General features: G+C 72.7%; 10 protein-coding genes. 2 read left to right on the plus strand and 8 right to left on the minus strand.

All coding sequences use genetic code 11. The annotated features are described in order from the left end of the window. Nucleotides 1-99: 99 nt before the first annotated feature. Nucleotides 100-2,847 carry an NACHT domain-containing protein gene (locus OG937_20835; protein WUD73958.1) on the plus strand — a complete coding sequence of 916 codons (2,748 nt, stop codon included), beginning with the start codon at nucleotides 100-102 and terminating at the stop codon, nucleotides 2,845-2,847. On the opposite strand, the gene OG937_20840 is transcribed toward OG937_20835, so the two are convergent. Then, nucleotides 2,835-4,589, minus strand: a complete 1,755-nt coding sequence (locus OG937_20840; protein ID WUD73959.1) for an RICIN domain-containing protein — start codon at nucleotides 4,587-4,589, stop codon at nucleotides 2,835-2,837. The genes OG937_20835 and OG937_20840 overlap by 13 nt on opposite strands. A 333-nt stretch (nucleotides 4,590-4,922) precedes the next feature. Next, complete coding sequence (locus OG937_20845; GenBank protein WUD73960.1) at nucleotides 4,923-7,439, minus strand: ATP-dependent Clp protease ATP-binding subunit; 2,517 nt, start codon at nucleotides 7,437-7,439, stop codon at nucleotides 4,923-4,925. Between the two features lie 432 nt (nucleotides 7,440-7,871). Between OG937_20845 and OG937_20850 the strand changes: the two genes are divergently transcribed. Continuing rightward, nucleotides 7,872-8,399 (plus strand): hypothetical protein, encoded by a 528-nt coding sequence (locus tag OG937_20850; GenBank protein WUD73961.1) that lies wholly within the window; start codon nucleotides 7,872-7,874, stop codon nucleotides 8,397-8,399. On the opposite strand, the gene OG937_20855 is transcribed toward OG937_20850, so the two are convergent. From OG937_20855 to OG937_20880, 6 genes are all read right to left on the minus strand, one after another. Beyond that, the gene (locus tag OG937_20855) at nucleotides 8,330-8,671 is read right to left on the minus strand and encodes an Lsr2 family protein (protein WUD73962.1); all 342 of its coding nucleotides are present in this window, start codon (nucleotides 8,669-8,671) and stop codon (nucleotides 8,330-8,332) included. The two genes, OG937_20850 and OG937_20855, sit on opposite strands and share 70 nt — an antisense overlap. Before the next feature lie 165 nt (nucleotides 8,672-8,836). After that, a complete protein-coding gene (locus tag OG937_20860) occupies nucleotides 8,837-9,355 on the minus strand; it encodes an amino-acid N-acetyltransferase (protein ID WUD73963.1) in 519 nt (172 codons plus the stop codon). Nucleotides 9,356-9,364: 9 nt separating this feature from the next. Then, nucleotides 9,365-9,769, minus strand: a complete 405-nt coding sequence (locus OG937_20865; GenBank protein ID WUD73964.1) for a BlaI/MecI/CopY family transcriptional regulator — start codon at nucleotides 9,767-9,769, stop codon at nucleotides 9,365-9,367. Between the two features lie 55 nt (nucleotides 9,770-9,824). Next, nucleotides 9,825-10,013 carry a hypothetical protein gene (locus OG937_20870; GenBank protein WUD73965.1) on the minus strand — a complete coding sequence of 63 codons (189 nt, stop codon included), beginning with the start codon at nucleotides 10,011-10,013 and terminating at the stop codon, nucleotides 9,825-9,827. Nucleotides 10,014-10,150: 137 nt separating this feature from the next. Beyond that, complete coding sequence (locus OG937_20875; protein WUD73966.1) at nucleotides 10,151-11,866, minus strand: hypothetical protein; 1,716 nt, start codon at nucleotides 11,864-11,866, stop codon at nucleotides 10,151-10,153. Between the two features lie 111 nt (nucleotides 11,867-11,977). Next, complete coding sequence (locus OG937_20880) at nucleotides 11,978-12,652, minus strand: hypothetical protein (GenBank protein ID WUD73967.1); 675 nt, start codon at nucleotides 12,650-12,652, stop codon at nucleotides 11,978-11,980. Nucleotides 12,653-12,674: the final 22 nt, after the last annotated feature.

Genomic DNA, 12,674 nt, shown 5'->3' on the forward strand with positions numbered 1-12,674 from the left:
TAGGTCCCGTGGCCCGGGTCACACGGAATGGGAAATCCGGGAGCACGCGGAGCGCGCGAAAAGGAAAACCGCGCGAACCGCGCGACGGGGGGCGGGAACGTGGATCCTTCTACCGTGGGCGTACGGCTGGCGTCGGCCGTCGCGGGGCCACTGGTCAAGAGGCTCTTCGTGGCAGAGGGCCCCGGCGCGGGCCTCGTGGACCGGCCGGTCCGCATCTCCTCCCGCGTCTCCTTCAGGGGCGAGAAGCGCACCCTCACCGACGCGGACCTGCGCGCCCTGGCCGCCAAGCTGGTGCACCAGGCCCTGCGCACCGGGGAACGCCCCGTCGGCGCCGACGAGGAGACCCCCGTCGCGGACGCCCTCGCGGCCTCCCTGCGGGCCCTGGGCGACCTCGACCTCACCGACCTGCAGGCCGTGGGCCTCGGGCACACCGCGTTCGCCCGCGCCCTGCGCCGTGCGGCCGGGTCCCCGGAACGGGAGCTCAGCGCCGACGGGGCGCACTTCCACCAACGGCTGCTCGACACGGCCTGCCTGCACATCCTGCACTTCTTCACCCAGCGCTCGACCTTCGTCGCCGCCACCCTGGTCGAGCAGAGCCGGACCCTGGGCGACCTGACCGCCCGCGTCGACGAGCTCATCGCCCGCACCCCGCTGCCGGGCGGCGAGGACGCGGCCTTCGAGCGGCGCTACCTGGCGTACGTCGCGAAGAAGCACGGCCGGCTCACGATCCACGGCCTCGACCTGGCGGACACCCCGGACCGCTGGCCGCTGGACACCGCCTACCTCAGCCTGGAGGCGGCACCGTCCGCCGGGCCCCCGGACGGCGGGCCTGCGGACGGTGGGACGGAGGGGCCCGGGGGACCCCGCGCCGCCGACCGTGCGCTCGCCGCGCACGAGCGGGTCCTGCTGCGCGGCGAGGCCGGGTCGGGGAAGACCACGCTCGTGCAGTGGCTGGCGATCGCCTGCGCGCGCCAGGACCCGGACGAGGGCATGGCGTACCTGGAGGACCGGATCCCTTTCGTCCTCCCGCTGCGCACCCTCACCCGCCACGGCGAACGCCTGCCCGCGCCCCCCGGCTTCCTCGCCGCCGCCGGCTGCCCGCTCGCCGGCACGCAGCCCGCCGGCTGGGAGACCCGGGTCCTGACGGAGGGCCGCGGGCTGCTGCTGGTCGACGGCATCGACGAGATCCCCGAGTCCGAGCGCCGCCGCGCCCGGGCCTGGCTCCGCGACCTGCTCGACGCCCATCCCGGCAACCGCTGGCTGGTCACCTCCCGCCCCTCCGCCGTACGGGAGGACTGGCTGGCCGGGGAGGGCTTCACCGAGCTGGCCCTGACCCCCATGGGCCCCGCCGACGTCGCCGCCTTCGTCCGCCGCTGGCACGCCGCCGCCGGGCCGGAGCCGGCCGGGTACGCCGACGGGCTGCTGAGCGCCGTACGAGCAGAGCCGGACCTCGGCCGGCTCGCCACCAACCCCCTGATGTGCGGCCTGATCTGCGCCCTGCACCACGACCGCCGCGGCTACCTCCCGCGGGCCAGGAAGGACCTGTACGCCGCCGCCCTGTCGATGCTGCTGGTCCGCCGGGACCGGGAACGGGAGGCGGCGGTCGTGCCGCTGCGCGAGGAGGCGCAGATCGAGCTGCTGCAGCGGCTGGCGCACTGGCTGGTCCGCAACGGCCGCACCGAGATGGACCTCGACCGGGCCGAGGCCGTCGTCGCGCGGGCGCTGCCCGCCGTGCCCGAGGCCGCCGCGCTCGGCGACGCCGCCGCCGTCCTCACCCACCTCCTCGACCGAGGCGGCGTGCTGCGCCGGCCCGCACCCGGCACGGTCGACTTCGTGCACCGCACCTTCCAGGACTACCTGGGCGCCCGCGCCGCCGTCGAGGAGGGCGACTTCGGGCTGCTCGCCGCCCACGCCGCCGACGACCGGTGGGAGGACGTCCTGCGCATGGCCGTCGCGCTCGCCCGCCCGAGCGAGCGGGTCGCGATCCTCCAGGACCTCCTCGACCGCGGTGACCTCGCCGCGGACCGGCGCACCCGGGCACGGCTCCACCTCCTCGCCGCCGCCTGCCTGGAGCACGCCACCGCACTCGACCCGGCCGTGCGCGGGGCCGTGGAACGGCGCGCCGCCGCGCTCGTCCCGCCCGCCGACGCGGCCGAGGCCCGCGCCCTGGCGGAGGCCGGACCGCTCGTCCTGGACCTGCTCCCCGGCCCCGACGGGCTCTCCGACGAGGACGCCCTCCACGTCGTGGTCACGGCCTGCCACCTGCCCTCGGACCGGGCCGCCGGCTATCTGGGCCGCTTCGCCGCGCACCCGTCCGTACGCGTCCGCGCCCAGCTGATGTGGTCCTGGCACCGCTTCGACTGCGCCGTGTACGCGCAGGAGGTCGTCGCCCGTCTCGACCCGGACGGCCTGGACTTCACCGTCCGCTCCGCCGACCAGCTGCGCGAACTGCGCAGGCTCGGTCTGCGGCCCACCCGCCTCGACCTGCGGGGCGACCTGCCCGTGGACGAGCTGACCGGGTACGTGGCCGGGCTCGCCCTCACCGAGGTCAGGCTGAAGGACTGCGCGCTGCCCGACCTGCGCTTCCTGGCGGGCCAGCGGGGCCTGCGCAGGCTCGCGCTGCTCGGTCCGGGCACGCCCGCCGACTGGGGGTCGATCGGCGGGCTGCCCGCGCTGCGGGAGCTGGAGCTGGCCGCCCCGGCCGACGGCCGGTTCGACCTGTCACCGCTGGCGGCCCACCCCGGGCCGCTGACCGTGCGCATCCCGCTGCCGGCCGACCGTCTTGCCGGGGCCGACCGGCTGCCCGCGCACGTGACCGTCGTCCCGGGACCGGGTCAGGGGCGGTAGCCGCCGTCCCGGTCCCCCCAGCCGTCCCAGCCGCCGTGGCCCCGGCCGTCGTCGCCGTCGCAGTCCCCCTCGCAGGGCTCCCCGCCGGGGGCCGGGGAACCGGTGGCCGTGGGCGTCGGGCTCGGCGGCGCCGAGGGCAGCGCGGCCACCCGGGTCGAGCCGGCGAGCAGCTGCGAGCCGGTGGTGTACGCCACCGACTGGAAGCGGGGCGGGGCGACGGAGGTGTCGAAGGTCCAGCGCTGGACGGGCCGGCCGTCGCGGGGCCGCAGGACGACCTCCGCACCCGGCTCGCGGCCCTCGGGGGCGACCGCGAGCTGCTGGTTCCAGCGGGGGATGAGGTCCCCGGTCAGGGTGAGGTCGTAGCGCACGTCCTCGGCGCCGGTGACGAAGGACGCCGTGCACAGACCCAGTTCCAGCGCGGGACCGCGGTGGGAGTTGAGGCAGTACGCGGGCTGGGCGACGCTCCGCATGAGCCCGTCCGGCTCGTACGACCAGAACTGCGTGGCACCGGAGTCGCAGCGCGCGGTGGCCGCCCCGGTGCCGATCACGGTGCGGCGGCCGGACAGGTCGATGCACAGGTCGTCGCCGTTGTTCCGGAGCCGGCCGCGGAGCCCGTCGGTGGGGGCGGGGTCGGCGGTGACCGTGCCCGGCGCGGTGTCCGAGGTGGTGACCGAGGCCGAGGCGGTGGGGGACGCCGTGGCCGCGGTGGGCGCCGTACCGGAGGCACGGTCGTCGCTGCCGCCGTCGCCGGTGGTGAGGCCGACCACCAGGGCGATCACCAGGGCGCAGCCGCCGATGCCCAGCAGGGTCGCGGCGAGCCCCCGGCGGCCGCCGCTCGCGGCGCGGCGCCTTCGGCCGCCGTGGCGCCGCCCGGGAGAACCGCCGGAGCCCTTCTCGGCATCGTTGTCACGCGCCGCCCGGCGGGTGGGGCGGGAGTCGAAGTAGCCCCGCGCCTCCCAGACCAGCACCGCCTCGGCGATCAGCACGCCGAGCCGGTCCCCGGAGTGGTCGAGCTGCTCGGCCGCGTACCGGCAGTGGTCGCACCGGGCGATGTGCCGCTGCAGGTCGGGTACGAGACCGGCGCCCCCGCGGTGGATGGATATGTCCAGCAGACGGCTGAACTGCAGGCAGGCCTCGTACGGCGCGAGGTCCCGGTGCGCCTGGACGCAGGCCTCGCGGAAGCGGGTGCGGGCGAGCTCCAGCTGTGCCGCTGCCCGCTCCGGGTCGATGCCCAGCAGCCCGGCCGGCACGTCGAGCGGCTCGGCGTCGACCTCGGCGTGCCAGAGCAGGCAGCGGGCGGGCTCGGGCAGCCGCATGAAGGCCCGGTTCGCCAGCCGGCGGTTCTCCGGTACCGCCAGGCGGGTGTCGGTCTGGTCGGGCCGGGGACGCAGCCGCCGGTGGAGCCAGGCGCGGCGGCGGTCGACGGCCCACTCCTCGGCGATCTTGTGGACGGTGATCAGGAGTTCGGGGCGCCAGGCCGCCGAGGGCCCGGTCAGCCGCAAGGTGTCGACGAAGACCCGGGTGAACGCGGCCGCCGCGAGGATGCCGGCGGCGTGTCCGGAGACCGTGCACAACTCCGCGTACTCGGAGACCGGCCGCCAATGGCGGGCCAGCAACTCCTCGAACGGCTGGTGCGCGCCTTCCTTTCCCAGGGACTTTCCGATCTCTCCGGACAACGCCTCGTCCGGTACGCCGAACAGCCGGCCGGGGTGCGCGGAATTCGGATGCGGGGATTCCTTCAACGAGAGTTTCCTTCCGCGTTCGCCCCGCCGGGAAAAGTACGAACCAATGTGCCGGCGCGGGACGCAGCTACGTGGGGGGAGGTGAGGCCGGGGCGCCGGTGAAGGGGCAAGGTGGCCTCTCCTCACTCTCGGCTGATCTTTTCGAATGCCTGCCGGAATGACGGCACGACACCGGCCGGAGCACGGAGAAGGAGGAGTCCGTGCTGAACATCGCTCACCTTTCCACAAATGCAACCGGCGCAACAAGGGTGGGTTCATGGGGAACACAAAACACGACGACCCCGCCCGCACTAATGTGCGGACGGGGTCGGCTCGCTGTGCGATTACTTGCGGTTACGCTTCCTTGCTGAGGTTCGGCCCGCCGGCCGCCTCGACCGGAGGCGCGTCGGCGACGGCGACCTTCTCCTCACCCCGGAAGGTGAACTTGATGTTCTCGCCCTCGCCCTCGGTGCCCACGACCACGATGTGACCGGTGCGCAGCTCGCCGAAGAGGATCTTCTCGGAGAGCACGTCCTCGATCTCGCGCTGGATCGTCCGGCGCAGCGGCCGGGCGCCCAGCACGGGGTCGTAGCCACGCTTGGCGAGCAGCGACTTGGCCTCGGGGCTGAGCTCGATGCCCATGTCCTTGTCCCTGAGGCGCTCGTCCACCCGGGCGATCATGAGGTCGACGATCTGGATGATGTCTTCCTCGCTGAGCTGGTGGAAGACCACGATGTCGTCGACACGGTTCAGGAACTCGGGGCGGAAGTGCTGCTTGAGCTCCTCGCCGACCTTGGCCTTCATCCGCTCGTACCCGGTCTTGACGTCACCCGCGGCCGCGAAGCCGAGGTTGAAGCCCTTGGAGATGTCCCGGGTGCCGAGGTTGGTGGTCATGATGATGACCGTGTTCTTGAAGTCCACGACCCGGCCCTGGGAATCGGTCAGGCGACCGTCCTCCAGGATCTGCAGCAGGCTGTTGAAGATGTCCGGGTGGGCCTTCTCGACCTCGTCGAAGAGGACGACCGAGAACGGCTTGCGGCGCACCTTCTCGGTGAGCTGGCCGCCCTCCTCGTAGCCGACGTATCCGGGCGGGGAGCCGAACAGCCGCGAGACGGTGTGCTTCTCGCTGAACTCGGACATGTCGAGCTGGATCAGCGCGTCCTCGTCGCCGAAGAGGAACTCGGCGAGCGTCTTGGAGAGCTCGGTCTTACCGACACCGGACGGGCCGGCGAAGATGAACGAGCCACCGGGGCGCTTGGGGTCCTTCAGACCGGCCCGCGTACGGCGGATGGCCTGCGAGAGGGCCTTGATCGCGTCCTTCTGGCCGATGACGCGCTTGTGCAGCTCGTCCTCCATGCGCAGCAGACGCGAGGACTCCTCCTCGGTGAGCTTGAAGACCGGGATGCCCGTGGCGGTGGCCAGGACCTCGGCGATCAGCTCCTCGTCGACCTCGGCGACGACGTCCATGTCGCCGGCCTTCCACTCCTTCTCCCGCTTGGTCTTCGCGGAGAGCAGCTGCTTCTCCTTGTCGCGGAGGGAAGCGGCCTTCTCGAAGTCCTGCGAGTCGATCGCGGACTCCTTCTCCCGGCGCACGTCGGCGATCTTCTCGTCGAACTCGCGCAGGTCCGGCGGAGCGGTCATCCGGCGGATGCGCATCCGGGAACCGGCCTCGTCGATCAGGTCGATCGCCTTGTCCGGCAGGAAGCGGTCCGAGATGTAGCGGTCGGCGAGGGTCGCCGCGGCCACCAGGGCGGCGTCCGTGATGGACACGCGGTGGTGGGCCTCGTAGCGGTCCCGCAGGCCCTTGAGGATCTCGATGGTGTGCGGCAGCGACGGCTCCGCGACCTGGATGGGCTGGAAGCGGCGCTCCAGGGCCGCGTCCTTCTCCAGGTGCTTGCGGTACTCGTCGAGCGTGGTGGCGCCGATGGTCTGCAGCTCGCCGCGGGCGAGCATCGGCTTGAGGATCGAGGCGGCGTCGATCGCGCCCTCGGCGGCGCCCGCACCCACCAGGGTGTGGAGCTCGTCGATGAACAGGATGATGTCGCCGCGGGTGCGGATCTCCTTGAGCACCTTCTTCAGGCGCTCCTCGAAGTCACCGCGGTACCGGGAGCCGGCCACCAGGGCGCCGAGGTCCAGGGTGTAGAGCTGCTTGTCCTTCAGCGTCTCCGGGACCTCGCCCTTGACGATGGCCTGGGCCAGGCCCTCGACGACGGCGGTCTTGCCGACGCCGGGCTCGCCGATGAGGACGGGGTTGTTCTTGGTGCGGCGCGACAGCACCTGCATCACGCGCTCGATCTCCTTCTCGCGCCCGATGACCGGGTCGAGCTTGGTCTCACGAGCGGCCTGCGTGAGGTTGCGGCCGAACTGGTCCAGGACGAGCGAGGTCGAGGGGGTGCCCTCGGCCGGACCGCCGGCGGTGGCGGCCTCCTTGCCCTGGTAGCCGGAGAGCAGCTGGATGACCTGCTGCCGCACCCGGTTGAGATCGGCGCCCAGCTTCACGAGGACCTGGGCGGCGACGCCCTCGCCCTCGCGGATCAGGCCGAGCAGGATGTGCTCGGTGCCGATGTAGTTGTGGCCGAGCTGGAGGGCCTCGCGGAGCGACAGCTCCAGGACCTTCTTGGCCCGGGGGGTGAAGGGGATGTGGCCGGACGGGGCCTGCTGCCCCTGTCCGATGATCTCCTCAACCTGCTGGCGGACCGCCTCGAGCGAAATCCCGAGGCTCTCCAGGGCCTTAGCGGCGACACCCTCACCCTCGTGGATAAGGCCCAGGAGGATGTGCTCGGTGCCGATGTAGTTGTGGTTGAGCATCCGGGCTTCTTCCTGAGCCAGGACGACAACCCGCCGCGCGCGGTCGGTGAACCTCTCGAACATCGTTAATCGCTCCTCAGAGCGGTCGGGCAGTTAGGGGCGTGTCCCCTCCCTGTCCTTCCGCATGCTAGTCCCGCACAGCGGGGCAGCTCACTTCAACCGTCGACACCTTGCGAGGTCGTTAACCCCCGCGCCGTCGACAACAGCCTCAACCCGATGGTGCGAGACGATGTTCCCGCAGGCCAGGCGGATAGCCCTTTATCCAGTACGCCGAGGGCGAACGCCCCGCCTGTCCGACATGGCCGTCGTCCGTTCCCACTAGGTATTTCTTACCCGCCCGCACGGACAGTCCATGCCGGGAGCACGCCCGCTGTCTGCTATAGGCGAACAGACTTGCGTCCTGGGGATTCACGGAGGGTGACGGGAACCGGCCGGCCGGGCACTCCCGGTGACCCGCCTCGTAACCCGGGACCCCCGGGGAGCGTTGCGCAGGGCATGCAGGCCTCACGGGTCCCGGCGACCCTGGAACACGCGGACGCCCTCGACGTCCCCGCGGAGGCGGGGCACGAGGTGCTCGGCCGCTTCCCGGCGCCCCGGACGGGACCTGTCGCCCTGGCGGGGTACCGGATGCGCTTCTTCGTCGCCCCGGGCAGCGCCGAGGAACTGCCCGGCCTGCTGGACTGGCTGGAGTGGAGCGGCATCCCGCTCGACCTCGTACCGCTGTGCGGGCGGGAGGCCGCCTACGACGACGGCGCGCAGGCCTGGCTCCGGCCGCCCGTTCCGGACGGCGGGCGCCACGCCGGCGCGCCGTTCTCCCTGCCCGCCATGACCCTCGGCACGCAGCCCAACCCCGCGGCGGACGGACGCTCCGGAGGGACCGTGGGCCTGACGGCCCTGGTCTCCGCGCTCGCGACCGCCTGCCACCGGGTCCGGCTGCGTGTCGCCCGGACCGATCAGCCGTGCGCCTTCTCGTACGCCTCGCGGATCTGCGCGGGGACACGGCCGCGGTCGTTGACCTCGTAACCCTCTTCCTTGGCCCACGCGCGGATCTTCGCGGTGTCCTGGCTCGCGGCGCCCCCGCGGGAGGCGCCCTTCGCGGCGCGGCCCCGGCCGGCGCGGCCACCGGTACGGCGGCCGTTGTCCACGTACGGACCGAGGAGACCACGCAGCTTGTCGGCGTTGTCGGTGGTGAGGTCGATCTCGTACGTCACTCCGTCGAGTGCGAACGTCACGGTCTCATCCGCCTCGCCGCCGTCGAGGTCGTCAACAAGAAGGACCTGAACCTTCTGTGCCACCGGCTTCCCTTTCATCGAATACGGATAACCGGTAAAAGCAAACCGCCTTTTCCCGGAAAACTCAAACCCCTTGCCCGAACTGCTCCCGGCCGGCCACCATCCCCGCGGTCTTCCGCGGGAACGTTTCGGACATACTGTTGTGCCGGACGGACGCCGTGGGCAGCCTCACAGATGCAACAGCATCCGGCTGTTGCCCAAGGTGTTCGGTTTCACTCGTTCGAGGTCGAGGAACTCGGCCACGCCCTCGTCCTTTGAGCGCAGCAGCTCACCGAAGACATCACCGTCGACCGGCGTCTCGCCGATCTCCACGAAGCCGTGCTTCGCGAAGAAGTCCACTTCGAAGGTGAGGCAGAAAATTCGCCGCACTCCCAGCCACCGCGCGGTCTGCAGCAGCTTCTCCAGCACGAGATGCCCGACGCCCTTGCCGTGCTGCGCCGGATCGACCGCGAGGGTGCGCACCTCGGCGAGGTCCTCCCACATCACGTGCAATGCGCCGCAGGCCACCACTTCGGCGTCCTGGTCGTGTTCGGCCACCCAGAACTCCTGGATGTCCTCGTAAAGCGTCACCGTCGGCTTGTCGAGCAGGATGCGGTCGCGGACATAGGCGTCGAGCAGTCGCCGGACAGCCGGCACGTCGGCCGTCCGGGCCCGGCGGATGGTGACGTCATTTGATGCGGCGCGCATGTGCGGACGCTATCGCCCGTCCGATCCGCCCGTCTCCCCGGGGTCACCCGGATCAGCGGATTGCACCACCCGCATTGCGTCACGGAGGGCTTCTCGCTGTTCCGCCGACATCATGCCGAAGAAGGCGACAAGGGCCGCCGCGGGGTTGTCGCTGGCGGCCCACGCCTCGTGCATGAGTGCCGCCGAGTAAGCGGCCCGAGTGGAAACCGCCTCATAGCGATAGGCGCGTCCTTCGGCTTCCCGCCGGAGCCAGCCCTTCTGATGAAGGTTGTCCATTACGGTCATGACCGTCGTGTACGCGATCGAGCGCTCCCGGCGGAGATCCTCCAGCACCTCGCGCACCGTCACCGGGCGGTTCCAGCGCCACACCCGGCTCATCACGGCGTCTTCGAGGTCTCCCAATGGACGGGGCACACCCGAATACTAGTTGCTTACGGGCACAATGCCCGGAATGCCGGAAATCCCGAGGTCACACCCGGGGCTTCTCGATGCCGCCCGACCGCTGGGCCGGGGGCTGCGCGCCGGACAGCGCGGCGTCGACCACCGCGTCCTCCTTGGCCTTGTTGACCCCGCCCTGGCTCCTGATCAGCGTCCGGATGAGGAAGGTGAACGCGATGGCCATCACGGTGGGGGGCACGAGCGCGGAGACGTAGTCCATGGCACCAGGGTAGCCACGCCCCCCGCCGCGCCCCGCGGCGGACCACCACCGGGGGGCGCGTCCCCCGGTCGGGCGAAGCCGTGGCCCCGGTCCGCGTCGTCGCGGGCCGGGGCCACGGCTTCGCCGCTGAGGGGCGGCTACGCGCCCGTACGCGCCCTGCGGCGGACGGCCGCCACCAGGAGGGCGCCCAGGACGGCGCAGGCCGCCGAGCCGGCCGCCAGGGGACGTACAGGCCCCGCGCCGGTGGCGGCGAGGGAGCCCGTCCCTCCGGCAGGAACCACCCCGGAACCGCCCGAGGTGCTCCCGCCGGAGCCGGACGACGCCTTGGCCGTGACCGTGAGGACGCCCGCGTTGTTCTTCTGGCCCTTGCGGTCGACGCCGTAGTCCGAGGCCGCGAAGACCAGACCGGTGGCCCCGTCCAGTGCCCGGTCCGCGACGAGGGTGAAGGAGAAGGTCTGGGAGGTGCCGGGCTCGATCGAGTGCCGGGTGTGGCAGTAGTAGATCGTCCCGGTCGGCACGGGCGCGACGTCCTGCGGGTCGTCGCCGAAGGTGACGCCGCCCGGGTAGTCGTCCCAGTCCGCGCTCGTGGTCAGCCTGCAGGCGCCGTCGCGCGCCGTGACCCGCACCCCGCGGGGGATCTCCACCGCGACCCAGGTGGCCGGCCCGGTCCCGCTGGTGCCGCGTGCCCGCGCGGCCTCGTCGCCCTCGTTGCGCAGGCCCACGACGGCCTTCGTCCGCTCGCCGACCGTCGCCCGGACCGTGTCCCCGATCGCGACCAGGTCCGCCCCGCGGTGGCCGGGGGCCGGGCCCTCGGGGTCGTACATCGTGATGTCCAGGCCGCCGAGGTTGTCGGTGTAGTCGACGTCCCGGCCCTCCTGCGCGGCGAGCTTCCGGGCCGCCGTCCCGGGGCCGCGCGTGTCCTTCGCCGCCGGGGCGGACGTCTTGCGGACCAGGGTGAGCGGGGCCCCGGTACCGGGGGTGCCGAGCTGTGCGTCGTCGTCGAGGTTTCCGCCGATCAGGTCGGCCTGGTAGCCCACCCTGCCGTCGGTGGCGCCGGACTCGACCTCGATCTTCAGCGGCTGCGCGAGTTCCCACACCTCGCCCGGGGCGATGTCGGTGGCGAAGTGACAGACGAAGGCGTCCTCCGGCTGGCCCAGCGGGGCGTGGCGGCAGTTGCCGAAGTCGTCCGCCATCACCAGGCCCGTGCCGAAGGAGCGGGTGAGGTTGGTCCGCACCAGGACGGAGACGCCGCCGCGGGTGGGCCGGTCACCGACGTTGGCGATGACGACCGGCAGGTCGAGGGTGTCGCCGGGCCGCACGTCGGAGGCGGTGGACGACTTCGGGACGACGAGGTCCGGGCCGCTGCCGACCGTGATCCGGGTGGCGGTCATGCTGTCGGGATCCGGCCTGGCGTCCTTGGCGCTCACCGAGTAGCGCAGCGTCGCGGCGTCGTCGGTCCTGGAGCCGGCGGCGGCCCGCATCCTCACGGGTATCGCGGTGCCGGCGTGGTCGACCGCGCCCAGCGAGCAGGTGGCCGTGGTGCCCGAGGCGGCACACAGGTCCGCGGGGAGCGCCACGTCCACGACGCCGGCCAGGGCGGCGAGGTCCATGGTGACGACGACCTCGTGGGCGGGCTCCGGCACCTGCCCGTCGTCGAAGCGCTGGACCAGGGCGGTGATCTCGAACGTCTTGTACGCGGTGCTCGTCGCCGCCACCCCGACGTCGCCGGGTGCGGTCAGGTGCAGTTCGGCTCTGAGGGGCTCGGCCGAGGCCGCGCCCGCCATGACGGCGGATCCCGCCGTCGCGGTCATGACGGCGGCCGCGGTGCAGACCGCGAGCCGGGTGAGTCTCATGCCGGGTTCCCCCTGAGGAAGTCGACGGTCAGGTGGCGCACCCGTGAACGCACGGGAGACGTCACGGGATGGACCCGTGACGTCTCCGGAAGGTTGTGCGGTGACCCGGCGTCAGCCCGTGGCCCGCTCCTCGGGGGGCGGCGGCGTGCGGCGGCGCGGCGGGAAGATCTCGGCCGGCGTGGGCACCTTGCGCTTCTCCTCACCGGGGTCCGGCGCGGCCGGCTCGGCGGGGGGCGTCTTCGGCTCGGGCTTGGGGCCCGGCTTGGGATCGTCGGCGGCGGCCCGTCCGCCGGGCAGCGCGCGCAGCCGGGCCCTGCCGGTGGAGGGCGTGCCGCAGGGCTGTGAGGGAGCGGGGATGCGCGCCTCCAGGCGGGCACGCACGTCGAGCTCCGCCAGGTGCTCGCAGCGGCGCAGCACGGCCCGCCTGCGGTGCGCCTCGGCGTCCGTGCACGGCGCGTCGTGCAGTCGGCGCAGCGCGGCGAGGTCGTCCGGCAGGGGCACGTAACCGGTGTCGAGCGCGCCCGTCAGCCGCTCGAGGTAGCCGGCGGCGCTGCCCGGCAGCGCCGCCCGGTACCGGGCGAGTTCCGCGAGCTGGAAGGTCCGCAGCCGCCCGCCCTCGCGGGCCGCCTCGTCGATGTCCTCGGCGAGGCGCAGATAGTCCCTGACCTCGTCGGGGGTGGGGATCATGGTGCTGGACTGGAGGGCCGCTGAGAGGGCGCGCCGGAGCACGCGCAGTTCATCCGCGCTGAACGCCATTCCGCCTCGGGACCCGTGTGGCGTGGGCATGGTCTGACTTTACGTACTAAGC

It is taken from the genome of Streptomyces sp. NBC_00510 (assembly GCA_036013505.1).
Lineage (GTDB): Bacteria > Actinomycetota > Actinomycetes > Streptomycetales > Streptomycetaceae > Actinacidiphila.